Origin of the sequence: Pseudoalteromonas ruthenica, from assembly GCF_008808095.1 — a bacterium.
Lineage (GTDB): Bacteria > Pseudomonadota > Gammaproteobacteria > Enterobacterales > Alteromonadaceae > Pseudoalteromonas > Pseudoalteromonas ruthenica.
Genome location: NZ_CP023396.1, coordinates 493,452 through 518,183, shown reverse-complemented (window position 1 = coordinate 518,183; position 24,732 = coordinate 493,452). Strand labels below are relative to the sequence as shown.

Sequence of the window (24,732 nt, the reverse complement as noted above, 5' to 3'; positions counted from 1 at the left end):
AATTACAACTCGCGAGGCTCTACTCGAAAGTAAATAATATCGCTGTATCGGCCTGCCACTTGACGTTCAAAATCTTGTAAGCGAATGGCCAGCGGCAGCAATTGAGTAGACTGCTGTGCAGCGATTGGCAATTGTCGCGCATGTTGTAGGTCGTACCAACGCCCAGCCACAGCTAGCGAATAGCCAATACGCCAAGCAGATTTTTGCGTATCATGCAGTAAATACCCTTGGTTTTGTGAACGCATCAATAACCGCAAGTCAGTGTTGCTACGCACCTGTAAACTAGGAAGGTGATGATACTCTTTGTTACTGCGCAGCTCACCGAGATTGACACTCGCTTGGCGCGCATTGTGTCCTAACCAGGTCAACGAAAAGCGCTGTGGCAGATGAGTATCAACCACCACATTTGCTTGCGTTATTAGTTGCCCTTGGAAGTGCCCGGTAATAAGCAGAGTGTCTTCGTAGAACCCAGCAGGTGCTGATTGTTGACGCCTTAATTTGAAATTGATAATGGTGCTTTGAGCGCCGCGCACATGCATAGGCATCGCCAGTGCCTGACCTTGGTCGTTGTGCACATCGTAACTAAGGCGCGCCTTATCCCCATGTAGGCGGAACTGCTGCTGAGAGTGTAAGCTGAGTTGAAATTCACAGTCTTCATGTTGCCTAGGCGTAATACGCAATCGATAGCTCGCCTGCGCCGTGCTCTGAGGGCGGTAGCTTGCCAAGGTGTCGCTGAGCTCTTCAATGTGCAGTTGCATATCCGTGCAGCTTTGTTGTGCTGTACTTGGCAAAGCTGCAAGCGCTAATACTAAACACACCCATTTAACGCACATAAATCACCCCTTTTCTTTGCAATTGTTGTTCATTCTCAACCTTCAGCGAGACACTCGGTAAGTGGGTATCATCAAAACGAATCCGATAGCGACACGGTTTCATGCCGGTGATGGCAAAACGTCCTTGACGATTAGTAAAAAAAGCTTTCACATCATCACCACATACCGCTTCACCCACGGTTAAAGCAAGGGGCGTTTCATCGTCATCAATAAGTGTTCCCATCACGGTAATATTGGCACTGGAGCCGACCTTGATGTAATGACCAGAGCGATAGTGAGGATAGAACCGCAATAACCCCGTGCCGATGTCATAGCCAATGGGTAAGTTAGGAATATCTACCGCCGCTCCACCTTGGCTATAGGCGTTAAGATCAGGCAGCAACATGGTCCCTAAGCCATCATTTTTAACGCGTATTGCTTGACCTTGGTCGGTCAAACGTACCTTTAACCCATCTAAACTCGAGTGCGTATCGACTAAAGCGAAACTATCGTTAATTGTACGCCCCACCCCCCACTGATTTTGCGCGAACGCCAGGGCCGTTGAGAGTGAGAGACGGGTTTGATGCCGCCCTTCATCAGCCTGTAAACGCTTATAAAAGCTGCCATGATCCAGTGCACTACCAAAACGGTTGCCATTGTATCGCATGCTCACATCGACGGCGCTTTGATAATCAATGCTGTTTTCAATGCCAGCCGTGAATTGGCTCACACCAATATGTTGAGCACTCCCCTGGAAGCTGTATTCTAAGCGCTCAAGGTGTTTTCGCTGTTGTGCGTACAAACGTAGGCGCTTACCTTGAGCAAATTGATAACTGATGTTGAAACCTAAGTTGTAATCCCGCTGACCCTCATCACGAACTCCAGTAAATACTCGCCAAGACCAACCTTGCTGCCAACTATGCCCGCCTACACTCAAAGTGGCACTGCGCTGCCAAGATTGTTTCTTGCTACCTTGTTGATGACGTTTTTGCGCATTGAGGGAAAAGTTAACTGTGTTGGCGTTATCAAATACATAGCTGTAGTCAAACTGCCACTGGTGCTGCACTGGCAATGAGCGAGCCGCTTTAGCAGCACTTATCTGCAGCGGAGTGTAGGCTTTCGCTACATATTCGTAACCGAGCTGAAATTCGCTGCCAGAGTTAGACCGGTAGCTGCGTAAAGATGCTCGGTAGGCCTGTGCAGCTCCTAAGTGAGAGTGATGACTCAACGCATATTCGCTGGCGGCAATAAACCACGGCATTGCATAGGTAGCCCGAGCGCTCAATTGCCTACTTTGCTCATGCCATTGCAGCCCAGCGCCTAGGGTTAGATTAGGCGACCACCCATAGTCAAAGCTCGCGCTCATAAAGGGTTGCTGCCAAAGGTAGTCATACCCCGTTGCTGAGGCTTGACTTAATACACCAGCAAAACTTTGCAGTTGCAAATCGCCTTGGGCGAGCAAATCTAAGCCGGTAGTAATATCAAACTCGATCACCTCCACTTTACCCGCATCATCCGTTATTTTTAAAGACACATCATTGCTGCCTTCTTGCAACGGAATATCCGCAAGCGTGTAGACTCCGGGACCAAGCTGTAAACGTTTTACGACTCGCTGTTCAACGATCACATCAATGCTGGAGGGGCGCTCGAGAGTGAAGCTCTGTGAAGCAGAGGGGCGTGGGGAATGGCGTGTAATTTGCGCAAAGTTTTTAACAAAAGCAACGCCTAAACTCGACTCACTGCCCTGAAAATAGCCACCGAGTACGTAGTTATCACCAAGACTAAGGCGCGCTCCTATATCCGCATAGTCATAGCTGACACGAGTTCCTAATCGACTCGCCCGAGCCGAGCGTCCGTGTTGAAGTTGCTGCTCCGACTCCAACAGCCAACCATGGGCGCGCAGTGCAAGCTCGGTGCGCCAGGTAAATTGCTCCTCACTGAGGCTCTCTTTGGATGCTTGCTCTTTAATAACGCTCAGATAGTTATTGAGATAACCACTGTAGGGAGCCATTTTATGCGCTTCCAAGAACGGTTGCTGTTGCGCCGCTGACACCGTGCGGCTTTGCAATAGCTGGCGATCAATAGAGGTCACTAGCTGGAACTGACTCATATCGAATTGCACGCGAATGCCCTGCTCACGTAATGCAAGCAACGGTAACCACTTTTGCTGTGGCTGCGCTAATGAGCCTGTGATTGTCGGCAGTACCAGTGGTGTTAGCGCGTCTATAAACTCATCACTATCAACATAAATGGTGTCATCTGCTGCAATGCGAATATCAACCACACTCAAATTAGCACCATTTACAACAAGCTCCACACTCAAATCCAGGTCTTGGCCTGTCGGGTTCAGCGCCCCATGAGCAACAGAGCAACAGCAGCCAATCAGTAACAATAAGCACAGGCTAATTACTGGCGCAACGCGAGCCGCCATGGCGCCTTCCCTACTGCCTTTGAAAGTAAATACTGATGCCATTGCGAGCTTAAGCTAATATTGCGGCTGCTCTTAGCAGGCAATAAGCTATCGTCAGAGAGCCGCGCAATATCACTGTCGCGTAAAAGAACTTTTTCACCATCAGCGCTGATAAGTACCAGAGGTAGTGAACTAAGATATGCTCTCGCGTTTCCTTGGTTATGAAGCGTTAAGCTTGCCTTGTGCGCAGTAATATTCGAGTCCACTATGCGCACATCACTGCCTGCACCCGCTACATCCAAGTGCACAACAACATTAATATCTAATAACATCTGCAGTTGTGGCTGCGATAATATCAGCGGCTGCTGCAATAACCGCACGAAGTAACTAGCCTCTACACCGTTAGCTTGCATGTTGTCGACCACTATCTGAACACGCTGCGACTGCCCTGGCTTTAAAATCATTGCTGGCGGAAAAACCATCAGGTCATCACTTTCGCTCGAACTATAACCTTGATCTTGAAAGTGAATACGCTCAACACCCAGCTCAAACGCAAACTCACGATTACTTGGGTTATGAATAACAAAATAACCACGGCTCCCCGGCTTATGGCTAATATGCTGCACCATGGGTGTGACCTCGACAGCACCTAGCAGGTGGCTGGTGATCAGAGTGCCAAAGAACAACAACCACTTAGCCATACTAGTTACTCAAGGGCTCTATGCGCACTTTTGTCGTTTCAGCTTTAAACCCAGGAGGAGGCGTAAACCCAATCACGCGCGCGCTATTGGGAGGAATAAAGCTGGTTTGCAAAGCCGCAGACAGCGCCGGACCTTGTACTATTCGTTGTTCTTCACCTTGTTGTAGTATCCATTTGGTTTTAATAAGGCGAATATACTTGTTACCTGAGTTGCTGATATTGACCTGCCACGCTTTTTCGTCGCTACGAATGTCAGTAATCGCAAGATTTGCTTTAGCGTCTTCAGGAGCCACATTAAATAAAGTACGAAAGCTCAGAGCCATACCTACAGAGGACTGCGTTTGATTTGGCAGAGCCACTTGGTCAATAACAATACGGTATGCTTTCGATGCGGCTAGCGCCGGCTCACCAATGTAACGCACGACGATTGTTTGCGCTTGCCCTGGTGGAATCACCGCTGTCATTGGCAGAATTAAGAAGTCGCTGTCATTATTGGTGAGTTGCTCTTCACCTTGACTGTTAATGACCAAGTTCTTAGCACTGACTTCCACCGTCAGAGGCGTATCCTCAATATTTACGATACGCATATTACGCTGCGCTTGCTTGCCCATAGGCGCAAGCTCGGCCACCATAGGCTGTACTTGGAACGCGTAAACTGGGGCGGCTATCCAAAGTAAAAGAGTAAGCAGTACAATTCTCATAACATAAACCTAAAAAGGCAGCCCGAAGGCTGCCCAACTCAACATGGAAATTGGATTAACGCGCGGTAATAGCAATTTGCAGCGTGTCTGAATAAGTGCCTGCATACAAGGCATCTTCTAATAGCTCTAGCTGAATTTGACCATTGACGCCGCGAGCAAGCTCTTCTGAACCGTCAACATCAACGCTAACACGCTTCTCGTTTTCACCGGTGTCGGCCATTAACTGTAGGGCAACGGCGCCAGCACTAAGAGAGGCTTTGTAGTCAATACCACGGTTTTCATTGTCGGTATTTTGCAGATTCCCTTCTGCTGAAGTCAGGCTCACAGTCGCGCCATCAGCATCGTTACATAGCAATGTAACGTCTGACATCGCTGTGGCACCAGAGCTTAAAGAAGAGAAGGTTTGGCTGTTGGTCAAGTTAGAAACGGTGCATACCGAATCAACTTGTCCGTTAAGATTCAGGCTACTTGAAGCATGCGCCGTTGCGCTAAGAGTCAGAGCAATCGCAGCAGAGATAAGTACTGTTTTCATGTGTAATGTCCTTTTGCTTAAATAATAATCGTTATAGGCCTCGACCATATAGATCAGGCGTGATTTCAAGACGAATTTCGTCGCTATAGCGCCCGGCAAAAACCAATTGCTGCTGCAACTGTACCGCGAGAGAAGCGCGTTCAGAGAACAACACCTGCTCGAAGTGAATCGCCTTTCCTTGCTTCAATTGCAAGGCTGAAAATACTGTTTCCCGTTTGGCTTTCGGCACGGTCAACGTCACTCGGTAAGGCACTAACACATCATTGTTATGATGGCTTAACCCCCCATTTTGAGAATAAAGCGTTAGGGTCATGGGTGAATTACAGCGTAAATCCAATTCAGCCTGAGAGGACCTTGTATTGCTCAACTCAACATCATGTTGATGAAACGCAACAGAACAACGGGCTTTTATATATCCATACATGGCTAGACTAACTTCATTTGCGGTGGCTATGGAGCCATCTAAACTTGCTAGCATTAGCGCCAACTTACAGATTTTTATAACGTTTTGCTTTCGCATCCTGACCCGTTATTGGTGTGCTTCAAACAACGATGAGAAGATTAACTGAGATTTGGGGATTTAAAACGTTTGTTTATGATGAAGCACGTTTATGAACGTTAAACATTTCCCTAAACGGCCGTTTACTTGGGTATATAACGGGGATTTTATGAACGTATAAATATCGATAAATCAGTCTTCTAGTTGCCTGTTTTTAAAATTTTGTAAGACATTCGCCACAAAGCAAGCTAAGCAAAACTAATTCAATTTAATTCAAAAATTAGAATAACGCTCTAGGTTATAATTTGTTGTTCTTTAAACGTTCAGCGAGTGTCTGCTAAATTTGCGCCCAAATTTTGCATATTTGATTTTATTTTTTTATAGTCGCAAAGGGTTATTTGGGGTACAGAGATGGAGTTCACCGAACAAGAGCTGGCTTTTTTCCAGCAGGTATTTAGCGAAAACACGTTGCAGGGCGACGATGTTAACACCACCGGCTTGTCCCTTCGTTCGGAGTTACCGGATTATGTTGCCTCCCTATTTGAGCAGCCTGGGTTATGTATGTTGGCAGAAGTCGGGCACTTTGAACTTTGGTTTCCTCTCTCGCTGTCATTAACCGCAAACGGTGATTTACAGCCCGCGCTGGAAGCACCAGAAATTTTCGAGGCTCTTGGGCAGCACCGCAGCTGGCGCTTTGATAATCCCACGAGTATTTACTTGCTCACCGACGACGGACGAAAGCTTCCTATTCATTCTTTATCCTCTACAGGCGCGGTGATTGATGCTGAGCAAATCAAGCATGCGCCACAAAGGGCCACAGCCAAGTTAATCCTGCCAGACTATCCGCCAATGCAATTGGAGATGCAAAAAGCGCGGCAACAAGGCTCACTCATTGCTGTCACATTTATACGTAACACCAACAAAAAACAGCTGCGCCAGTTCCTGTTTGATAACCACAAGCAAGGCTATCAAGAAATTTATCACTCCCTCGCAGCACACAGTTAAAACAGTGTTCAGGTAACTTTGCTACGCTAGATAAGTGTGCAATCTGACGGAGTACATTTAATGAATAAACTGATTCTTGCGAGTGCAATTAGCGCCGTTTTACTTAGTGGCTGTGGGGGTTCGGACGATAATGACGACAACATCACCAACCCAGAGCCGACACAAGCAGAGTTCTCGTTAGGCGTATCTGATGCGCCAGTAAGTAACGTTAAAGCAGTGTGGGTTGCCTTTGACAGCATTACCTTAAACGCGGGCGATGGTGAGATGCCAACCTTTGAGACCCGCTCTGAAGAGAACCCAGATCAACCCGTGATGGTAAACTTACTGGACTACACTGGTGATGATGTGTTTGCGCTTATCGATGATGAGCTTGTTGCTGCCGGTGACTATGAATGGCTGCGCGCTGATATAGTCAATGGCGATATGGCCAATATCGAGATGACTTCACATCTGGTTTATAACGATGACACTGTCGTGCCACTTGTTGTCACCCGTAAGGGCAATGACGGCATCGGTGAAATTCAAATTAATGACTTCACTTTGGTCAGTGGTGACAACGACTTCGTGCTTGAATTTGACCTGAAAAAATCTTTGGTCAACCCAAGTAACAGTAACGAAGTTAAGCTTAAACCCACAGGAATTCGCCTAGAAAACCTTGCCCAAGTGGAAGATATCGAGGGTGTAGTTAGCCAGCAGTTGGTACAAAACTGCGAAACTGACAATGCAGATATCGCGCCTGCCACCGGGGGGTTTGGTCATGCCGTATATCTCTATAATAGCGATGTCAGTGAGCCTAAAGATTTGTACCTTGACGGCGAAACGGTTGCGGCTGATGCACCTATCGCGACCGGTGGCGTGAGCTACGATGAGGAAGATGAACGTTATGAGTTCGAAATCGGCTTTGTCGCTCCAGGTGAATATCAGCTAGCCTACACTTGTGCTGCACACATTGATGACGCCGAAATCCTCGATGAGTCGTTTACGCTATATCAGCAACAGACAGTCACGGTGACAAGCGGTGAAGACGCTCAAGTTACCTTTGACATAGCCCAATAAGCTATTGAAAATTAAAGACTAAAAATATTTTAAATTTTTGCTTGCATGGCGCGATAATTTAACTATTATTGCGCCACTTTAATTCGATAGCCAATCCTAGTACAGCCCTCCAGCCAAGGCGAAGAGTAACTATCCAAATTCAATTTTGGAGTTATTATGTCTGTTTCTTCTTTGCGAGCTCCTGCTCACTCATTTACCGAGCAATTCGTACAAGCCGACCAACTTGCCAATCAATACGGTACCCCTTTACTGGTGCTGGATATTGACCGTGTTCGCGAAAACTACCTAGCGCTTCATGCTGCGCTTCCGGGGGTGACTTTACACTATGCTCTAAAGCCCCTACCTCATGCAGATGTGGTACGCGCCTTAGACGCGCTGGGCGGCAGTTTTGACCTTGCGACCAATGGTGAAGTGGATGTGGTGGCTCAGTGTGCTGTGCCAGCAAGTAAAACCATTCACACTCACCCGGTCAAGCGCGTGACCGATATTGAGCATGCCTTGGCTTATGGGTGCAATACCTTTGTATTCGACAGTGCCAATGAGTTACGTAAGTTTGCGTCTTATAACCATGAGGTTGAGCTGTTACTGCGTTTAAGCTTCTTAAATGAAGATGCGGCTGCTGATTTGTCGAAAAAGTTTGGCGTAACACCAGCACAAGCTTTGCCATTGTTGCAACAAGCTCATAGCATGGGTATTCGCGTGCGCGGGCTGTCATTCCATGTAGGCTCACAAACACGCGATCCTCATAAATACGTGGCAGCAATAGAGCAATGTAAAGAAGTCTTTGAATTAGCTCGACGCGCGGGTTTGCCTGCCATGAATACATTGGATATTGGCGGTGGCTTTCCGGTGAGTTATCAAAACGACAACATTGATATCGATAGCTATTGTGCACCCATTCGCGAAGCGTTGGCGCAGTGGCCGCAAACCACCCATTTTATTGCAGAACCTGGTCGTTATATTGTTGCCTCGGCCATGGTGCACGTAATGAGTGTAATGGGCCAAAGCCTGCGCGGCGGTAAGCCTTGGTATTATATGGATGATGGCGTATATGGTGCGTTTAGCGGCCGCGTGTACGGCGAGCCTGCGCAACGCTTTTACACTTTGCACCAAGCCCCAGAGCAGCCGTGTGTTTTAGCGGGGCCAACATGCGATAGCATAGATGTCATTACAGAGCATGTGAATATGGCGCAACTGCAGGATGGCGAGCGAGTATTTACCGCTAATATGGGCGCTTACACATGGACAACGAGTACTGATTTTAATTTCTTCGCCAAAGCGCCTGTTATTAGTGTCGATAGTGCACTGAGCATGGCGCAATTGGGTTAGCCCTCTAGAGCTGAAGTTCAAAAGCTAACCTTACTCCACCAGCGCGAGTCTCAGAATCGCGCTGGTGGACATCAGTTCGTGTCTTTGTTTTCCTTGGCTTTTTGCATTAATTCGGCGCGCTCTTGAGATAGCCGCGCTAACCCTTTTTGTTCAACATCAATCAAGGTGGTGTACTTAGCCGTTACTGCTGACATACGTTGCGACAAGGCATTGTCATAAGTAGCATCAACGAGGTTATCCGGAGCTTGCGCCGCTTCCTCTTGCAGCGCTTCTAATTCATTGTCTAAACGCGTGTGATAGGTGTCAATTTTATCCAGATGCTGGCGCATATCGCGGTCAATTTGCTGCAAGCGAATAAAACTGTCGATGCTGTCTGGGGCATTTGCTGCACTGTCTTTAAAGATCTCTTTTTGGGCCAGCAAACGGTCAATATGCATTTGCTCCCGATCGATCAACGCTTGATAACGCTTACTCACCGCCTCCATTTCTTTGGCAATGGCTTGGTCTTTTTCAGCTCCAGTGAGGTTATTAACTTGGGCATCTGACTGATCTTTCAAGCGCGCAATTTCTTCTTGCATTTGACGTGTGTAAGTCTCTATTTTATCGCGGTGCTGGGCAATTTCTTTATCCGCCTGCTGATTGCGTATATACCCCTCAATATCACTGTCGCTTTGCGGCTTATCTGCGCTTGAAGTGTCGGCGGCAATGGTATTAACCACCACTGTCTTGGCATCTTTAGAGCAAGGGAGCTGCGAAAATTCTACAGTGCCATTTTTGGTGCATTGATATACTGTGGTGCCAGCACTCACCGGTAAAGCGGCGGTAAACACTGTTATAACAAACAAGCGAATCATTTTTTCTCCTAAGCGCCAGAGCGCGTACCTATCTCAAGTCTAGCTGATGCATAGCCACATGCGAAGGATCCATGTGCGGCGTTCAAACGTACCACAGCGGTATTCGTAATAACCGAGGTGCACCATGAAAACGGGGCTCTATCTTTTTTATCACGATCTGAGATTAGAAGACAATCAGACACTTAGGCGATTATCTTCACAAGTTGATCGGCTTATATTGGCGTATTGTCCGTTGCACACACTCACTGTGCCATCGCGCGCCATTTACAATGCTCGCGAGCAAGGGCCTGCGCGCACTGCATTTGTTGAGCAAACACTACACCACCTAGGCCAAGCACTAGCGCCTTATCATCACTCACTGTGCTGCATTGATAATCTTAAGACACTCGACGAACTGGTTGGCGTTCATGACATCACTCACCTAGGCGTAGGGCATCAGCATGGCTGGGATGAGCGAATAGCTATCGCTCATATTGAAGAGCGCTACAACGCTATTGAGCTGATTCAAGATCATGATCATACGCTGTTCACCTTGGCACAACTCCCAGGCCCTGTGGATGAGCTACCCAGCACCTTTAGTCAATTCCGCAAAGCCGTTGAGTCTGAGCTAAGTGCCGATGAACCGCTTGCAGCGCCAACACAGCTTGCTCCTAGCGTCCCCGTTAGGCAAAACCTTTATATCCAAGGTGATGCATCCACCTCTGTACTCACGCCTTGGTTTGCACAAAGCGCTGCACACGCGCTTGAGAACTATTTTGCGACGGATGCACCCAGTCGCTATAAAGAAACGCGCAACGCGCTTCAAGGTCAGCACTTTTCGACGGCACTGTCACCTTGGTTAGCAAACGGCGCTTTAAGTGCACGCCTGATGCTCAGCAAATTGCGTAACTATGAAGCACAGCACGGTGCCAACGAATCAACGTACTGGATTTACTTTGAACTATTGTGGCGCGAGTACTTTCAGTGGCTGGCTATAAAACAAGGTAAGCAATTATATTGTTTTGCAGGCGCCAATAGCGCTAAGCCACAAACCAGCTTTTACGCTCAGCGCTACCAAGCGTGGTGCCAAGGCAACACCCCCTATGCGTTGGTTAACGCCCTGATGCATGAACTTAATACCACCGGCTGGATGTCCAATCGGGGCAGGCAAATTGTTGCTAGCTGCTTTGTCAACGAACTCAATCTTGATTGGCGTTATGGCGCCGCCTATTTTGAACGCATGTTGATTGATTACGACAGCGCCAGCAACTATGGCAATTGGCAATATATCGCGGGTGTAGGCGCCGACCCTCGTGGCGGCCGTCATTTCAATCTAGCGAAACAACAACAGCAATTTGATCCCGATGGCGAGTTTATTAGCCGTTGGCAAGGCGAAGCGAGCCAAAGCGACATCGACTATCAAGATTACACCGGCTGGCCCCAACAAGGGGTGACTCATGAGTGAAAACTACAAAGAAATCCGCCTTATTCTCGGCGATCAGTTAAATGCGCAACATAGCTGGTTTGAACACAAGTGCGACGATGTACTGTATATCATTGCTGAGCTACACCAAGAAATGCAGTATACCCAGCATCATATTCAAAAAGTGTGTGCTTTTTTCGCTGCCATGGCTCGCTTTGCCGAAGCCCTGGAATTAGCTGGGCACCGTGTTCTTCACCTGACTCTCGATGATACACAGGGTTATGATGATTTAGCGCACCTACTCCAGGCCCAGGTGAAGCGCTTTAGTGCCAATACCCTCAGCTACCAACTGCCTGATGAATATCGCTTATATGAGCAACTGCGCGACTTAAACCTCGGTGCAGACATCACCTTGAACGCCTATGATAGTGAACACTTCTTGTTGGGCTTTAATGAGCTGAGCGATTACTTTCAGGCCGACACCCATCACACTATGGAGCAGTTTTACCGTAAAATGCGCCGACGCTTTAAGGTGTTGATGCAGGGCGACAAGCCTTTGGGAGAGCGGTGGAATTTTGATAAAGAAAATCGCAATAAGCTAAACCAACAAGACCTCACCGAACTGCCTCAGCCACTGTGCTTTGATAACGATGTGCGTAGCATCAAAGAGCGCATCACCCGCCATAAGGTAAGTACTATAGGCCAAGGCAGTGACAGACTGTTATGGCCTGTGAGCCGCAAACAGGCAAAGCAATTACTGCGCTATTTTTGTGACCACTTACTGCCTTGTTTTGGTACCTTCCAAGATGCCATGACCTGTCAAAGTGACAGCCAGTGGAGCCTTTATCACAGCCGGTTATCATTCGCGCTAAACAGTAAAATGCTGCACCCCATGCAAGTGATCAACGCGGCCACTTCGGCCTATGAGCAAAGTGATGGCGCCATAAACCTAGCTCAGGTTGAAGGCTTTATTCGACAAATCCTCGGTTGGCGTGAGTATGTGCGTGGGATTTACTGGGCTAACATGCCCAAATATAGCTCGTTAAATACTCTAGAGGCCTCGGCGCCACTGCCGGAGTTTTTCTGGCATGGAAAAACCAATATGGCCTGTCTTAGCCACGCTATTGGCCAAAGCCTTGATTATGCCTACGCCCACCATATCCAACGCTTAATGATCACCGGCAATTTTTGCTTACTACTGGGCGTTGACCCCGATGCCGTCGATGCCTGGTACTTAGGTATTTATGTAGACGCCATTGAATGGGTGGAAATGCCCAACACTCGGGGCATGAGCCAATTTGCCGATGGCGGCATTATTGCTACCAAACCTTACAGCAGTGGTGGCAACTACATCAACAAAATGAGCGATTACTGCAAACACTGCCACTATAACGTTCGCGAAAAAGTAGGCGAGCAGGCATGCCCATTTAACAGTCTTTACTGGCACTTTATGGTTCGCCACCGTCAGCGCTTTGGGAATAATCACCGCATCGGCATGATATACCGAAATTGGGATAAACAAGATAAACGCCAGCAACAGCAGGTGTTAGAACGAGCGCAGTGGTGCATCGATAATGTAGAGAAATTATAAAGACATAAAAATAGATCAAATAATTAACCTTTATGTAACCTCAATGTAAGACGTTCCCATTTTAATACACTTAACATTTAAAAAACGGGAACATTATGAAAAAACAACACCTTATTGCCGCACTGCTGATAGCAAGTGCGGCCACCAGCCAAGCACATGCTTTTAGCCAAGAGACTCATAAGCGTATCGTTATCGATGCCGTTGCTTATATGCAGCAGAATCCGAATACCACAGCCTATGCTGAGCTTAAGCAGTATGCACAACAAAACAATATGTCGGTGGACATTCTCGCCGATTTACTGGGCCAGTCAGCTTATGATGTGGATGACTTTGAAGATACCTTCTTTTGCGGTGCAATAACTGGGTCGTGCGTACAAGCGCCACTTTGGGGTGCTGCGAAAAGCATCGTTAAATACACCAGTTATTGGCACTTTCAAAATCACAGCCAAGGTGCCGACGTGCACGGCAATGATTTTGGTGGCTACAATTACCAAAAGCTCACGGTCTGGGGCGATGTAGATAAACTAGCCGCCACATGGCTCAAGGGGGACTACCTCGATGATGGTCAAGGCGGTGAGACCGGTTGGTTCAATGCCGACAGTAGCAAATACAATAGCTATGGCGTCACCGAGCGCAACTACCGTATCGGTAGCCACTCGCAATACAGCATGTACGATGACTTTGAGGATATGCCCTTCCAACCTTTAGATAACTTGGGCCAGTACTGGTATCAAAGCTACCTGCAAAGCGGCAACCCACAGGTGCTGGGATTTGTCTTTCACACCACAGACTTATTGCAACCACACCATACCTGGACAACCTCAGCACTTAACCATTCTAGTTGGGAGGGTTGGGTAAAAGACTACTATGACCAAGAGCAGCTCAATGATATGAGCTTAGTGCGTGATGCCATGGATAGCTTTAGCGCCCTTGACCCACAACAACAAGATATTCGCCCACTCCTCACGCAAGGGGGGGCGTTTAGTTACGCTCAAGGCGGCATCGTACTTAACTCTGAAGATCACTACGATCGGGTCAACACCGGACGCCTTGTTATTCCTCATGCTATTGCCATGGTCGTGCACCTGCTTAACCATGCCATGGAGCAGCGTTAATGGGGTTCAGGATTTTTATCTGGATAGGCCTTATTGGCCTATCTTTTTCGTCATTCTCGCAACTGCCGAGCAATGCTGAAGTGCGCTTTATGCGCACTGTATACCAACAACACAGTGCCGATTTAGCGGCGCACACCCGTCAAAGGTTGGTGGAGAATGCTTTTTTGCTACACCAAGCACATCAGCGTTTTCCATCATTAGTGGTTCGCCAAGCTACCGTGGGCTTCAACAATCACTATCATGTGCGCCGCTACTTACTGAGCGCTTGGCAGGCTCAAGGCTGGTTAGACGACAATGCCATAGCGCCGTTGGCGCTTAACCCTGCTTACAATGATGATTGGTTACGCCGCACACTGGGGAACTACCCGGCCGATGGTGCACTCAATCAAGCCACCGTGAATAAGCTCGCAGGCATCAAGCTACTGGATGCCACGGCATTATCTAACACCTTGAACATGGCAGATTTTTACCAGAGCATGTCGATGCAGATAAAATATAAGTTGCATCAAGGTGACATGTCCGTATTTCATAGCGAGTTGCAACGTTGGCATCAATTTCGTCAAAGCGCCCTATTGGTGAGCCCTCTGCTCAAGAGCCATCAGTTCAGCCTTGAGCGCCTACAAGACATCGCTTTGGCAGATATTCTTCGCCCTAGCCTATTAACCGAGCTCGGCGTACAACAAACCATGCACGGCAGCAGTGCTGAGCTGGAGCGCCTCAAACAGGACATCAAAGAGCAAGATATCGTTGCCTATTATGAGCGTCACCGCGAGCGCTTTCGCTATATTGCCAAAGTACGAGCTTACGGTGTTCAGTTTGATCAGCATGAGCAAGCGCAAAAGTTCTATCAACAAGCCAAAAGTCAGGGTTTTATTAGCGCAATGGGCGACAAAGAAAACGTATTCGGCAAACAAAATAGCGTATTAAGTCGCGATAACGACAGCGCCCCGGTATTTGCCAAGCAACTGGCATTCACGTTGCCAACAGATACCTTATCGCGCCCAGTACGCACGCCTGAAAACAAGTGGCTAGTACTAATGAGCACGGAAAAAGCCTATGAATACTATGCTAAAAACAGTGAAACGGTGCGTTACCAAGCCATTGAGGCACTCGCTAAGGAGCAGGCACAGCAGAACTATGAAGCACAATTTAAGGCGTGGCGCGCGCGCATGGAGGCAGCCGGATGAAACGAGTCATAGTGCTTTTAATACTGCTCATAGGCGCTCTAGCCTGGTATTTGAGCGCCGATGTTGGGGCTATCAAAGCCCGCAGCGACTCGTCCACCTTGCTGTCTGTGCGTGATACCCCCGCAGTGGCAGCCGAAGAGGCGGTCTCTGCTCGCCAGAGTAAAACACAGTATTCGCAAGCCGTTGATCCCCCTAAACAGATAAGCGCTCAAGCGCCTATCACAGAGCCGGAATATGTGCCTCCTATCGCCAAAGACCGGCAACAAGACGACGCTTATCAGGGTGATTTGCACGATCACCAAGCTTATCAGCGCTACCAACAGCGCCAGCACAACGACTTTAAACGCGCCTATATCAGTGCCGCAAAAGATAAAGTCGCGCTCCTTAAAACTTGGCTAGCGCGGGGAGAGCGAGAAGGCATCTCGCCGGAACAGCTGCAGTTTGCTCGGGATAAAATTGCCGCCTTAGAGCAAGCCAAACAACAGTTGGAAGAGCAGTTAGCCCAACAATAGCGTATCGTCTATAGCGCGGAAATGGCTGGCGGCATTGATCAAGGATGTCGCCGTCAACGGCGCACAACTGTACACTTCGACGCGCTTATTACATTCATGACGTAGCTTGGCGACGAGCATATCGAAATCACCGTCACCAGAGAGTAAAATGGTGGTATCCGTTTGCGTTCCATACTCCATAGCATCAAGGGTGATACCCACATCCCAATCGCCTTTAGCCGAACCATCAGCACGCTGAATATAGGGTTTCAGCTTGACCTCAAAGCCAATGGCTCGGAGGATATTTTGGAATTCTCGTTGTTTGCTATCGCCACGATCAATGGCATAAGCAATGGCGGTGACTATTTCGTACTTAGCGCTTACCTCACGCCAAAAGGCGTTGTAGTCAAAGTTACGCGCAAAGCTCTCACGGCAGGTGTAATATATATTTTGTACATCTACAAAAATGGCCGCTGTAGGCATAGATCCTCTCTAAAGGTGGCTTAATCGCCGTGCCCAGTTACCATTGTGGCCTACTTTGCACTGCTGTTCAGTGTCGTAGACTATCTGTTTTTTCGGGTTGTGCATAGCTAAGTCCTCGGCCTTGAGCACCGCCATCAACTGCGCTTCCAATTGCGGGCGCATTTGTGAGCCTAAAAAGGAACGTAACTGTTCATCGGTGGTGAACACCACAATCACTCTGATGCTGTCGGCTCGCTGCCAATCAATAACGTGGGTCAGCCACTCAAAACCTGACAACGGCTCACAATGTTCATTACAAAAGCGGGTCAGCGCTTTGCGCAGTGTGTTGTCTTTTTTCTTATCAGTTTTACGCATCGGTTTATCCACACAAAAACGCCGCCCGGTTGGGCGGCGTAAACACAGGGAGAATGACTAGAATTTATTTGCTCTCAAGCAAATTGCCAGAACCTATTTCAATTTTACGTGGCTTCAAGGCTTCAGGGATCTCTCGCTCTAGGTCAATGACTAGGAGCCCGTTTTCAAGCCCTGCGCCGAGCACTTTAACATGGTCGCCAAGCTGGAACTTACGTTCGAAGTTGCGCTCAGCAATACCTTGATGAATGAATTTTCGCTCTTGCTTGTCGTCTTTGTCAGCCTTAATACCGGCGACTTTCAGAGTATTGTTCTCTGACTCAATACTCAGCTCATCTTCGCTGAATCCAGCCACCGCCATGGTGATACGATACTGGTCTTTACCCAATGCCTCGATGTTGTAAGGTGGGTAGCTTGGCTGCTTGTCGGTGCGTGCCGCCGCATCCATAAGTGATGCAAGGTGGTCAAAACCGATGAATGAACGATATAGTGGTGATAAATCTACTGTACGCATAATGATATCCTCATAATTAAGCGATATTAGTTGCTACTTTTCACGATGAACAAGTAACATTTACGTTTTAAATCAATAAGTTTACTTAGTTTGGGACCCTTTCCGGCGTCCTCACTAACTGATATATGGACAGCGTCTTTATTTTCAAGAAAAAGATGCAAAATTTTTTCTGCCACTATCCGGTCTAATTTATTAAGCCTATGAATTTTAAGTTAAATATGAAAAAAATTTTATTGCAGATTATTGTTATTGCGATCGTTTTCTTTGCTGTCAGCGCATTTCAACAGCGCAATCTGCTCAGTACCGATCACACCCCCGCGCCTTACTTTGCCTTAACACAACTCAATGAACAGGGGCGATACAGCATCAAAGAACTCCAAGGGCAAACCACCGTGGTATACTTTTTTGCGCCATGGTGCTCTATCTGCAAGGTGTCCATGCCTAACTTACAATCGGCAATGGATGATGGCGATATTAACGCTGTGGCCGTTGCCCTTGATTATCAAAGTGAGCAACAAGTGCAAGATTTTGTCGCTGACCTCTCTTTATCCATGCCCATACTTTTAGGTAGCGCACAAACCGCCAAGCAATATAAAATATCTGCATTCCCAACCTATTATGTTATTGATGAATCACTGCGCATAACTGCCCGCTCTATGGGCTACTCCAGTGAATTAGGCATAAAATACCGAGGTAGAGATGAATAAACGACATTGCTTTGTCGCGGCGCTGAGCATGCTCTGCGCGCCAACGTGGGCTACAAAACCCCTGCCAGCGTTACCCGAGCCAGTGACCAATAATGCGGTCGCCCAAGTGACAACGGAACAAGGGCCTTATTTTATTAGCTTCATGGGGTTAGGTGCTGGGAAAAGTCACGAGGACGTGCACAATAAAGTGTGGGCATTAAAAATTGGCCAGGGGCAATGGCAAGGCAAAAAAAGTGTTCCCGCCAGTACCGAATTAAAAGGCCGATTGGCGGCGACTGCTGTGGGGGTCGGTCCATACGCTTATGTTTTTGGTGGCTATACCGTGGCCGACGATCACAGTGAAATTTCAGCGCCCGACGCCTATCGTTTTGATGTGCTAACCAACAGCTACCAGCGCCTCGCCGATATGCCCGTGCCTGTCGATGATAGCGTTGCGTTGAATTACCAAGACAAGTTTATCTACTTGATCAGTGGCTGGCACAATGATGGCAACGTGAACTTAGTACAAGTCTATGACATTGCTAATAATGCTTGGCAACAAGCGTCGCCATTTTTAGGCGAGCCGGTATTTGGTCACGCCGGTGCAATTAAAGGTAATATCATGGTGGTGTGTGATGGCGTAAAAACCGTTGCTTATATTGATAAACGCCGAGGCTTCGATGGCAAAGCCCAATGTTTTAAAGGGATCATCCACCCCGACAAGCCAACAAAAATTGATTGGCGTATGATTAGCCACCCCACCGGCAAGAGTCATTATCGTATGGCAGCGGGAACAATCAATGGCCAGCTGGTGTTTATGGCGGGCTCCCCTAACCCTTATAACTACAACGGTATCGGCTATAATGGTAAACCCAGTTCGCCGTCAAATCAGGTATGGCGTTTCGATACTGATTCTAATCGTTGGCAACGTTTAGAGCATGCCCAACAGGGCACCATGGACCACCGGGGTTTACTGAGTCACCAAGGCACCGCCTATCGCATTGGCGGCATGGGCGAAAAGCAAAAGGTGCTCGACGTGGTCACCCCTTATCGATATTCATTTTAGGACGCAGTTATGGCAAAAGCGTGTGCATATCACATATTAGTGAAGAGCAAAGAAGAGTGCTTGGCTATCAAAGCCAAGTTAGACAAAGGCGGCGACTTTAATAAACTCGCGAAACAATACTCCACCTGTCCATCAAAGAAACGTGGCGGCGATTTGGGTGAATTTCAGCGCGGCACTATGGTCAAAGCCTTTGACGATGTGGTGTTTAAAAAGCCGCTATTGGAAGTACACGGGCCGGTGAAAACCAAGTTTGGTTACCACCTAATTAAAACCGTTTATCGTAGTTAATCGCTTTTAGCGAATATAGAAATCGTTTTTGCTTATTTTACCCCGGCGACGAACCTCGCTACACTGCAAACCTAACGTTTTCAACTGCACTGGAGAGAATTATGCTAACTGTTATTTTTGGCCGTGAAGGGTGCCCTTTCTGCGTACGCGCAAAAGATGTTGCCGAGCAACTGACGCAAAGCCGCGATGATTTCAAATACCGCTATATCGATATCGTTAAAGAAGGGATCAGCAAAGCGGATTTAGAAAAATCAGCCGGCAAACCATGTGAAACAGTGCCGCAGATCTTTATCGATCAGGCGCACATTGGTGGGTTTACTGAGTTCGAAGCTTACGCGAAAGAAAATTTAGGTCTATACCAAGACTAATACGATAAAAAAGCCGGGATCATACTCGGCTTTTTTTTTGCCCCCTGTGCGCCATTTTCGAGCTGACAAACTCTCTTTGGCCCGTCAGTTTTTAATGCATTTATAGCAACAAAACAGGCTGAGTACACACGCGTTAAACCGTTAAATTTACGTGATTTCTCCGTGACTAAATCTAAGTGCAACGAACACCACTGGTTAAATTTCATACAAAACCAAGCACATAGGAAATAGTTGTAATTTATACAAGCAATTACTGCTTCATTCCTGTACAATGCGCGCCTCTTTGAATTCCCTGAGGCGTTTTAATGTCAGAACCAGTCACCTTTGAGTCGTTACACCTTTCTCCTGCTACTTTAAAAGCAGTGAGCGAATTGGGTTATGAGACTCCTTCCGAGATCCAAGCTCAATGTATTCCTCTTTTACTCGACAAAAAGGACGTATTGGGAATGGCACAAACAGGCACGGGTAAAACCGCCGCCTTTGCCTTACCATTGTTGAATAACTTGGATGCGGATGCGAAATATCCGCAAGTGCTTGTGCTTACTCCCACCCGTGAACTCGCAATCCAGGTTGCAGAAGCATTCGAGCAATACGCAAAATTTACTAAGGGCGTAGAAGTACTCGCGCTTTACGGCGGCCAAAGCTACGGTATTCAGCTCAGCGCCCTACGTCGCGGTGCGCAAATCATTGTCGCGACTCCGGGTCGTCTACTTGATCACATCAGTCGTAAATCTATCGACCTATCACGCTTAAGTGCATTGGTATTGGATGAAGCCGACGAAATGCTACGCATGGGCTTTATCGATGATGTGGAAAGCATCATGGCGCAAACACCAGAAGACAAGCAAACTTGTTTGTTCTCGGCGACCATGCCAAAACAGATTCAGTCTATTTGCAAAACCTATTTGCAAGACGCAGAGCAAGTGCGTATTACGCCACGCAACAGCACAGTATCCACTATCGAGCAAGTGTACTGGCAAGCGCGTGTACACAAAAACAAAGCCATTGTGCGCTTTTTAGAAGCCGAAGACTTTGATGCTGCCATTGTATTTGTGCGTACTCGTAACGACACCGTGCAGTTGGCTGAGCTCCTCGAGCGCGAAGGCTTCTCTGCCGCACCATTAAACGGTGATATGAACCAGCAGGCGCGTGAGCGCACCGTTGACCGCCTTAAAAATGGTTTACTTGATATTGTTATTGCCACCGACGTGGCAGCACGAGGCCTAGATGTTGAACGCATCAGCCTAGTGGTTAACTATGATATCCCACAAGACAGCGAAGCCTATGTACACCGTATCGGCCGTACTGGCCGTGCAGGTCGTCAAGGTAAAGCTATTTTGTTCGTTAAGGGCAATGAGCGTTACCTACTTAAGAACATTATGCGCCACACCAAAAGCGACATCGCTCAGGTAGAACTGCCGAGCGCTAAAGTCGTTGAGCAAAAGCGTATTGATGGTCTAGAGAAGAAAGTGGCTGCTGCGCTAGAGCACAAAGACAGTGAGTTCTTTGCGCAAGTAGCCAATACCCTAGGTAACAAGTTGCAATTGAGCCAAGGTGACTTAGCCGCCGCGCTACTTTATCTGGCACAGCAACAGTCGCCGTTGAAGGTCGAGGAAATCAAAGCGAAGGAACGTCCAGAGCGTGGTGAACGCAGTGAGCGCAAAGGCGATCGTCGTCGCGACGGTGAAAAACCTCGCCGCGAGCGTCGTGATGCTAACACACCAATGGATACGTACCGTATTGAGGTGGGTCGCGAGCACGGTGTACAAGTTAAAAATATCGTCGGTGCCATTGCTAATGAAGCGGATATCTCCAGCAAGTTTATTGGCGACATTCGTTTATATGACGCTCACAGTACCGTTGAGCTACCAAAGGGTATGCCTGAGGACAAGCTGGCGCACTTCCAAAAAGTGTATATCTGCAAGCGTCCTATGAAGCTGACACTTAGCCAAAGCGAAGCACGTGCACCACGTGAGGCACGTGAACCACGAGGTGAAGGCAAAAAGCGCAGTTTCCGCGACCCTAACGCTAAAGGCCGTGGCCAGCGTAAAGAGCGCAAAGCAGTGAGCTTTCAATAAGCCTTCAATGACATAAAAAACCGCCGTTATGGCGGTTTTTTTGTGTCTGGATTTCAGCCTAGCAACAACCCCTAGTTGCTGCGCGTTGCCGATTCGCGCTTTGGCGGTGACAACAAGGCTGGCCACAAGGTAGCACCGTCACTGTCGATGGGGGTCAGTATCTCTAAGCCGAGGATATGTGCCACCATAGGGTAAATATCAAGATTACGCACCTGCGCCAGCGTTTTTCCTTGGTGGAAACTTGGACCCACGGCTAAGAACACAGCGTCCATATTGTCATCATCGATAAAACCATGGGTGCCCAGATAGTGATGATCTGGCTGCGTAAAAACCACCGGTGGGCGCGTTTGCAGCACAATATCAGCCTGTCTCGGCCCCATAGTGACACCATACTGAGCCAGTTGCTCCTTACTCATCACCTGGTATTGATCCGCCGCCTGCTTGTGCAGTCGCTCTCGCAGTGCCTGTAAAGCACGCGTAGACGCCTTATGTTGATAAATAGCCACCCGGGTGCCAGAGTTAATCACTTTAAACCCATCATCGATGTTGAGCGATGCTAAAGGAATGCCGGCATCGGGGTTTACTTCGCTCATGCCATGATCAGAGACCACAATCAGGTTCACCTTGGTGTCTAACTCGGTATTTATTCTGCGCCACAGCTCACCAATAAGGCGATCGATTCCTAAAGCTCCTGCCTTGGTTTGCGGCGCGTTCGGCCCATATTTGTGGCCGAGGCTGTCAACCTCAGAAAAGTAGCTCATAATGAGTTTGGGGCGCTGCTGCTTGGGTAACTTAAGCCATTGAATGATTTGCTCTACGCGATGGGACTGCTTGCCGTGGCTAGAATACGGATAAAAGTAAGACGCAGTGCGGCCATTGAAACGCGCATCCGATTCTGGCCAGTAATAGGTAGCGGCTTTCACCCCTTGTAGCTCAGCTAAATTCCATAGTGGCGTACCCGACACCCAGCTGGTATCGGCCTGCCCTTTGCCCATGGCATAGCACTGTTGCCGCTGTTTATCACAAAAACGATTACCCACGATACCATGGTGACTGGGCAGCAGACCTGTGGCGATGCTGATGTGGTTGGGGAAAGTTTTACTCGGATAAACCGTTTTCATGCGCAGCGCCCGCACTCCTTGACGGCTTAATTTAGCTAGCGCCGGAGTATCGAAATGCTCAATGTAGTCATGACGAAAACCATCGATGGAAATGATCACCGTGGCGGGATTTTGAGTAGCCGATTGGCCGTAAGCCGCCCCACTACAAAACAGAATGAGCATCATAGAAAATACTGCGCGCATGTCACATATCCTTGTTATAAAAACTAAAATCTTAGTTGAGAAGAATGAAGTTATGATGAAGGTACCGATTTTAGTTATTGTAGTACAGGCTTACAGCTGTTTTCAGGCATAAAAAAACCGCGCTAAAGCGCGGTTTTTCTTGAAACCTGGGGTCGACCTATAGGTCGCCTTCGTTTTCAGATAGGAACTTAGCAACACCTTCAGGGCTTGCGTCCATACCTTTTTTACCTTCAGTCCAACCAGCTGGACATACTTCACCGTGCTCGCTGTGGAACGCTAGAGCGTCAACCATGCGCAGCATCTCGTCAATGTTACGGCCTAGAGGTAGGTCGTTAACTACTTGGTGACGTACTGTGCCTTCCTCGTCGATTAGGAAAGAACCACGGAAAGCAACGCCCGCTTCAGGGTGCTCTACGTCGAACGCTTGACAGATTTCGTGCTTCACGTCAGCAACAAGGTCATATTTAACTTTACCGATACCGCCGTCAGCAACAGCAGTGTTACGCCATGCGTTGTGTGAGAACTGTGAATCGATAGAAACACCGATTACTTCAACACCACGCTTTTGGAACTCTTCATAGCGCTTGTCGAAAGCAATAAGTTCAGAAGGACAAACGAATGTGAAATCAAGTGGGTAGAAAAAGATAACCGCTTTCTTTCCTTTGATTTTTTCGTGTAGGTTGTAGTCTTCAACGATCTCGCCGTTACCTAGCACTGCAGCTGCTGTGAAATCTGGTGCCTTGCGGCCTACTAATACACCCATTGTAATCTCCAATAGTTTGAGTTTATCGTTAACACAGTGGCTCTGACGGCAAATGCGTCAAAGCATTTTATGTATGTGCAACTAAATATAGTGACGAAAAAGCAAAAACCAACCCCATCACGCAAAATTCACGTTGCACCTAATTCTGCGCAATATGGTACTGACCCTGTGCGCAAAAGAACAATCGCATTTAGCGATAGCTATCATCGATAAAACTGATTGACACCAACGCCTTTGCGCTGGGCACAAAAAAGCCCGCTAGTGCGGGCTTTTAAGCTATTTAATCCATAATATCTTCGGGCATATTGCCACGAATCTCTTGCCATATTTGGCCACTCTTATGGCCGTAGCGACGCATCAGGGCGATTGCGCCATCGTGGTCTTGCTGCTCGGCAAGCTTGGCTAGGTCTGAATAGAACTGACGCGCCAGCTCTCGAGTACGCGGGTCAGAGAAATAGTGGCAGCCAATTTTAGAGTAAAAACCTTTAAAGCCATTTAAAATCAATACATAGATTTTATTGTTCCCTGCCCCAGCTAACTGGTGATGGACAAGGTAATCATAATCGGCGAAGGCCTGCGCTGTGTCTTCTACAGTTTCTCTATCTGCAACAATTTCTTTTACACGTTCAGGGTCTATCTTAATCGCTGCGCGCATGTAAATGGCGCTGATGTTCGTACGTGCAGAAAGCAGCTGGTCGGTCAGCTCTGGCATTTTGTCTTCATCAAGACGGGCCAAGGTCTCAAGAATGTTCAACCCTGAGGTTTCCCAAAAGTTGTTCACGCGCGTCGGCTTACCGTGTTGAATAGTCAGCCAGCCATCGCGGGCTAGGCGTTGTAATACCTCACGCAAGGTAGTGCGAGTGACGCCAATCAGTTCCGATAGCTCACGCTCAGCTGGAAGAATTGAGCCAGGCGGAAACTCGCCGTTCCAGATGGACTCAACTATGTACTCCTCAGCAAATCCAGCTGGGCTTTTGGCTTTGAATATTCTCATCTAACGTCCACTTCACTACTAAAAATATTATTATTGATCTTAACATACTGATTGTACCAGATGCGAAGCAACTAACAAGCACACTCGCCCAGTCACAGTTTTGGTCATACACAGCAAAGGTGGGATTGTTACACGGTGTGAGACTCTAACCAC

26 protein-coding genes are annotated in these 24,732 nt (G+C 47.9%); 13 read left to right on the top strand and 13 right to left on the bottom strand.

Features of this window, described 5'->3' with window-relative positions; genetic code table 11:
* Positions 1-2: 2 nt before the first annotated feature.
* From PRUTH_RS02470 to PRUTH_RS02445, 6 genes are read right to left on the bottom strand one after another with little or no spacing between them, the layout of a single operon-like run.
* A complete protein-coding gene (locus PRUTH_RS02470) occupies positions 3-833 on the bottom strand; it encodes a hypothetical protein (RefSeq protein WP_151172448.1) in 831 nt (276 codons plus the stop codon).
* Positions 823-3,243 (bottom strand): fimbria/pilus outer membrane usher protein, encoded by a 2,421-nt coding sequence (locus PRUTH_RS02465; protein ID WP_151172447.1) that lies wholly within the window; start codon positions 3,241-3,243, stop codon positions 823-825. The genes PRUTH_RS02470 and PRUTH_RS02465 overlap by 11 nt, the downstream gene beginning before the upstream one ends.
* On the bottom strand, positions 3,219-3,923 hold the full coding sequence (locus tag PRUTH_RS02460; protein WP_151172446.1) for a fimbrial biogenesis chaperone: 705 nt from the start codon (positions 3,921-3,923) through the stop codon (positions 3,219-3,221). Before PRUTH_RS02460 ends, PRUTH_RS02465 begins: the two co-directional genes overlap by 25 nt.
* A gap of 1 nt (position 3,924) precedes the next feature.
* On the bottom strand, positions 3,925-4,623 hold the full coding sequence (locus PRUTH_RS02455; RefSeq protein ID WP_151172445.1) for a molecular chaperone: 699 nt from the start codon (positions 4,621-4,623) through the stop codon (positions 3,925-3,927).
* Positions 4,624-4,678: 55 nt separating this feature from the next.
* Positions 4,679-5,155, bottom strand: coding sequence for a hypothetical protein (locus PRUTH_RS02450; RefSeq protein ID WP_151172444.1), 477 nt, complete (start codon positions 5,153-5,155; stop codon positions 4,679-4,681).
* A 31-nt stretch (positions 5,156-5,186) separates the two neighbouring features.
* Entirely contained in the window at positions 5,187-5,633 is a 447-nt protein-coding gene (locus tag PRUTH_RS02445) for a hypothetical protein (RefSeq protein WP_138547593.1), read from the bottom strand.
* A gap of 432 nt (positions 5,634-6,065) precedes the next feature.
* Between PRUTH_RS02445 and PRUTH_RS02440 the strand changes: the two genes are divergently transcribed.
* The 3 genes from PRUTH_RS02440 (at position 6,066) to PRUTH_RS02430 (ending at position 9,044) form a co-directional block, all read left to right on the top strand.
* On the top strand, positions 6,066-6,659 hold the full coding sequence (locus tag PRUTH_RS02440; protein WP_022946395.1) for a hypothetical protein: 594 nt from the start codon (positions 6,066-6,068) through the stop codon (positions 6,657-6,659).
* Positions 6,660-6,719: 60 nt separating this feature from the next.
* On the top strand, positions 6,720-7,715 hold the full coding sequence (locus tag PRUTH_RS02435) for a DUF4382 domain-containing protein (protein ID WP_151172443.1): 996 nt from the start codon (positions 6,720-6,722) through the stop codon (positions 7,713-7,715).
* Positions 7,716-7,871: 156 nt separating this feature from the next.
* Positions 7,872-9,044, top strand: a complete 1,173-nt coding sequence (locus tag PRUTH_RS02430; RefSeq protein ID WP_151172442.1) for a type III PLP-dependent enzyme — start codon at positions 7,872-7,874, stop codon at positions 9,042-9,044.
* Positions 9,045-9,115: 71 nt separating this feature from the next.
* On the opposite strand, the gene PRUTH_RS02425 is transcribed toward PRUTH_RS02430, so the two are convergent.
* Positions 9,116-9,898, bottom strand: coding sequence for a DUF4124 domain-containing protein (locus PRUTH_RS02425; RefSeq protein WP_151172441.1), 783 nt, complete (start codon positions 9,896-9,898; stop codon positions 9,116-9,118).
* A gap of 124 nt (positions 9,899-10,022) precedes the next feature.
* Here PRUTH_RS02425 and PRUTH_RS02420 point away from each other — a divergent pair, with 124 nt between their 5' ends.
* The 5 genes from PRUTH_RS02420 (at position 10,023) to PRUTH_RS02400 (ending at position 15,705) form a co-directional block, all read left to right on the top strand.
* Positions 10,023-11,342, top strand: a complete 1,320-nt coding sequence (locus PRUTH_RS02420) for a DASH family cryptochrome (RefSeq protein ID WP_151172440.1) — start codon at positions 10,023-10,025, stop codon at positions 11,340-11,342.
* On the top strand, positions 11,335-12,891 hold the full coding sequence (locus tag PRUTH_RS02415; protein WP_151172439.1) for a cryptochrome/photolyase family protein: 1,557 nt from the start codon (positions 11,335-11,337) through the stop codon (positions 12,889-12,891). Before PRUTH_RS02420 ends, PRUTH_RS02415 begins: the two co-directional genes overlap by 8 nt.
* 95 nt (positions 12,892-12,986) lie before the next feature.
* Positions 12,987-14,006 (top strand): phospholipase C/P1 nuclease family protein, encoded by a 1,020-nt coding sequence (locus PRUTH_RS02410; protein ID WP_151172438.1) that lies wholly within the window; start codon positions 12,987-12,989, stop codon positions 14,004-14,006.
* Positions 14,006-15,193: a peptidylprolyl isomerase gene (locus tag PRUTH_RS02405; RefSeq protein WP_151172437.1), complete on the top strand. Its 1,188-nt coding sequence runs from the start codon at positions 14,006-14,008 to the stop codon at positions 15,191-15,193. The genes PRUTH_RS02410 and PRUTH_RS02405 overlap by 1 nt, the downstream gene beginning before the upstream one ends.
* The gene (locus tag PRUTH_RS02400) at positions 15,190-15,705 is read left to right on the top strand and encodes a hypothetical protein (RefSeq protein ID WP_151172436.1); all 516 of its coding nucleotides are present in this window, start codon (positions 15,190-15,192) and stop codon (positions 15,703-15,705) included. The genes PRUTH_RS02405 and PRUTH_RS02400 overlap by 4 nt, the downstream gene beginning before the upstream one ends.
* Here PRUTH_RS02400 and PRUTH_RS02395 read toward each other — a convergent pair.
* The 3 genes from PRUTH_RS02395 to PRUTH_RS02385 form a co-directional block, all read right to left on the bottom strand.
* Positions 15,691-16,167 carry a LabA-like NYN domain-containing protein gene (locus PRUTH_RS02395; RefSeq protein WP_151172435.1) on the bottom strand — a complete coding sequence of 159 codons (477 nt, stop codon included), beginning with the start codon at positions 16,165-16,167 and terminating at the stop codon, positions 15,691-15,693. The two genes, PRUTH_RS02400 and PRUTH_RS02395, sit on opposite strands and share 15 nt — an antisense overlap.
* A gap of 9 nt (positions 16,168-16,176) precedes the next feature.
* Positions 16,177-16,521, bottom strand: coding sequence for a Fis family transcriptional regulator (locus PRUTH_RS02390; protein WP_151172434.1), 345 nt, complete (start codon positions 16,519-16,521; stop codon positions 16,177-16,179).
* 64 nt (positions 16,522-16,585) lie between these two features.
* Entirely contained in the window at positions 16,586-17,032 is a 447-nt protein-coding gene (locus PRUTH_RS02385; protein WP_022946406.1) for an Hsp20 family protein, read from the bottom strand.
* A 218-nt stretch (positions 17,033-17,250) separates the two neighbouring features.
* On the opposite strand from PRUTH_RS02385, the gene PRUTH_RS02380 reads away from it, so the two are divergent.
* The 5 genes from PRUTH_RS02380 (at position 17,251) to PRUTH_RS02360 (ending at position 21,518) form a co-directional block, all read left to right on the top strand.
* Complete coding sequence (locus tag PRUTH_RS02380; RefSeq protein ID WP_026111316.1) at positions 17,251-17,739, top strand: TlpA family protein disulfide reductase; 489 nt, start codon at positions 17,251-17,253, stop codon at positions 17,737-17,739.
* Complete coding sequence (locus PRUTH_RS02375) at positions 17,732-18,784, top strand: Kelch repeat-containing protein (protein ID WP_151172433.1); 1,053 nt, start codon at positions 17,732-17,734, stop codon at positions 18,782-18,784. The genes PRUTH_RS02380 and PRUTH_RS02375 overlap by 8 nt, the downstream gene beginning before the upstream one ends.
* 9 nt (positions 18,785-18,793) lie before the next feature.
* The gene (locus PRUTH_RS02370; protein ID WP_022946409.1) at positions 18,794-19,072 is read left to right on the top strand and encodes a peptidylprolyl isomerase; all 279 of its coding nucleotides are present in this window, start codon (positions 18,794-18,796) and stop codon (positions 19,070-19,072) included.
* Between the two features lie 101 nt (positions 19,073-19,173).
* Positions 19,174-19,440 carry a GrxA family glutaredoxin gene (locus PRUTH_RS02365; RefSeq protein WP_022946410.1) on the top strand — a complete coding sequence of 89 codons (267 nt, stop codon included), beginning with the start codon at positions 19,174-19,176 and terminating at the stop codon, positions 19,438-19,440.
* Between the two features lie 305 nt (positions 19,441-19,745).
* Positions 19,746-21,518 (top strand): DEAD/DEAH box helicase, encoded by a 1,773-nt coding sequence (locus PRUTH_RS02360; RefSeq protein WP_151172432.1) that lies wholly within the window; start codon positions 19,746-19,748, stop codon positions 21,516-21,518.
* A gap of 71 nt (positions 21,519-21,589) precedes the next feature.
* On the opposite strand, the gene PRUTH_RS02355 is transcribed toward PRUTH_RS02360, so the two are convergent.
* The 3 genes from PRUTH_RS02355 to fadR form a co-directional block, all read right to left on the bottom strand.
* Entirely contained in the window at positions 21,590-22,822 is a 1,233-nt protein-coding gene (locus PRUTH_RS02355) for an alkaline phosphatase family protein (protein ID WP_151172431.1), read from the bottom strand.
* Between the two features lie 157 nt (positions 22,823-22,979).
* The gene (locus PRUTH_RS02350; RefSeq protein ID WP_022946413.1) at positions 22,980-23,585 is read right to left on the bottom strand and encodes a peroxiredoxin; all 606 of its coding nucleotides are present in this window, start codon (positions 23,583-23,585) and stop codon (positions 22,980-22,982) included.
* Between the two features lie 280 nt (positions 23,586-23,865).
* Positions 23,866-24,579 (bottom strand): fatty acid metabolism transcriptional regulator FadR, encoded by a 714-nt coding sequence (gene fadR, locus PRUTH_RS02345; protein WP_151172430.1) that lies wholly within the window; start codon positions 24,577-24,579, stop codon positions 23,866-23,868.
* Positions 24,580-24,732: the final 153 nt, after the last annotated feature.

What these genes read in the sequence shown, in the direction of transcription:
- PRUTH_RS02460 (WP_151172446.1), bottom strand. Translation starts at nt 3,923, where the DNA reads ATGGCTAAGTGGTTGTTGTTCTTTGGCACTCTGATCACCAGCCACCTG.
- PRUTH_RS02445 (WP_138547593.1), bottom strand. Translation starts at nt 5,633, where the DNA reads ATGCTAGCAAGTTTAGATGGCTCCATAGCCACCGCAAATGAAGTTAGT.
- PRUTH_RS02365 (WP_022946410.1), top strand. Translation starts at nt 19,174, where the DNA reads ATGCTAACTGTTATTTTTGGCCGTGAAGGGTGCCCTTTCTGCGTACGC.
- PRUTH_RS02435 (WP_151172443.1), top strand. Translation starts at nt 6,720, where the DNA reads ATGAATAAACTGATTCTTGCGAGTGCAATTAGCGCCGTTTTACTTAGT.
- fadR (WP_151172430.1), bottom strand. Translation starts at nt 24,579, where the DNA reads ATGAGAATATTCAAAGCCAAAAGCCCAGCTGGATTTGCTGAGGAGTAC.
- PRUTH_RS02465 (WP_151172447.1), bottom strand. Translation starts at nt 3,243, where the DNA reads ATGGCGGCTCGCGTTGCGCCAGTAATTAGCCTGTGCTTATTGTTACTG.
- PRUTH_RS02415 (WP_151172439.1), top strand. Translation starts at nt 11,335, where the DNA reads ATGAGTGAAAACTACAAAGAAATCCGCCTTATTCTCGGCGATCAGTTA.
- PRUTH_RS02450 (WP_151172444.1), bottom strand. Translation starts at nt 5,155, where the DNA reads ATGAAAACAGTACTTATCTCTGCTGCGATTGCTCTGACTCTTAGCGCA.
- PRUTH_RS02355 (WP_151172431.1), bottom strand. Translation starts at nt 22,822, where the DNA reads ATGCGCGCAGTATTTTCTATGATGCTCATTCTGTTTTGTAGTGGGGCG.
- PRUTH_RS02380 (WP_026111316.1), top strand. Translation starts at nt 17,251, where the DNA reads ATGAAAAAAATTTTATTGCAGATTATTGTTATTGCGATCGTTTTCTTT.
- PRUTH_RS02385 (WP_022946406.1), bottom strand. Translation starts at nt 17,032, where the DNA reads ATGCGTACAGTAGATTTATCACCACTATATCGTTCATTCATCGGTTTT.
- PRUTH_RS02440 (WP_022946395.1), top strand. Translation starts at nt 6,066, where the DNA reads ATGGAGTTCACCGAACAAGAGCTGGCTTTTTTCCAGCAGGTATTTAGC.
- PRUTH_RS02370 (WP_022946409.1), top strand. Translation starts at nt 18,794, where the DNA reads ATGGCAAAAGCGTGTGCATATCACATATTAGTGAAGAGCAAAGAAGAG.
- PRUTH_RS02395 (WP_151172435.1), bottom strand. Translation starts at nt 16,167, where the DNA reads ATGCCTACAGCGGCCATTTTTGTAGATGTACAAAATATATATTACACC.
- PRUTH_RS02360 (WP_151172432.1), top strand. Translation starts at nt 19,746, where the DNA reads ATGTCAGAACCAGTCACCTTTGAGTCGTTACACCTTTCTCCTGCTACT.
- PRUTH_RS02390 (WP_151172434.1), bottom strand. Translation starts at nt 16,521, where the DNA reads ATGCGTAAAACTGATAAGAAAAAAGACAACACACTGCGCAAAGCGCTG.
- PRUTH_RS02430 (WP_151172442.1), top strand. Translation starts at nt 7,872, where the DNA reads ATGTCTGTTTCTTCTTTGCGAGCTCCTGCTCACTCATTTACCGAGCAA.
- PRUTH_RS02420 (WP_151172440.1), top strand. Translation starts at nt 10,023, where the DNA reads ATGAAAACGGGGCTCTATCTTTTTTATCACGATCTGAGATTAGAAGAC.
- PRUTH_RS02425 (WP_151172441.1), bottom strand. Translation starts at nt 9,898, where the DNA reads ATGATTCGCTTGTTTGTTATAACAGTGTTTACCGCCGCTTTACCGGTG.
- PRUTH_RS02405 (WP_151172437.1), top strand. Translation starts at nt 14,006, where the DNA reads ATGGGGTTCAGGATTTTTATCTGGATAGGCCTTATTGGCCTATCTTTT.
- PRUTH_RS02455 (WP_151172445.1), bottom strand. Translation starts at nt 4,623, where the DNA reads ATGAGAATTGTACTGCTTACTCTTTTACTTTGGATAGCCGCCCCAGTT.
- PRUTH_RS02400 (WP_151172436.1), top strand. Translation starts at nt 15,190, where the DNA reads ATGAAACGAGTCATAGTGCTTTTAATACTGCTCATAGGCGCTCTAGCC.
- PRUTH_RS02375 (WP_151172433.1), top strand. Translation starts at nt 17,732, where the DNA reads ATGAATAAACGACATTGCTTTGTCGCGGCGCTGAGCATGCTCTGCGCG.
- PRUTH_RS02470 (WP_151172448.1), bottom strand. Translation starts at nt 833, where the DNA reads ATGTGCGTTAAATGGGTGTGTTTAGTATTAGCGCTTGCAGCTTTGCCA.
- PRUTH_RS02350 (WP_022946413.1), bottom strand. Translation starts at nt 23,585, where the DNA reads ATGGGTGTATTAGTAGGCCGCAAGGCACCAGATTTCACAGCAGCTGCA.
- PRUTH_RS02410 (WP_151172438.1), top strand. Translation starts at nt 12,987, where the DNA reads ATGAAAAAACAACACCTTATTGCCGCACTGCTGATAGCAAGTGCGGCC.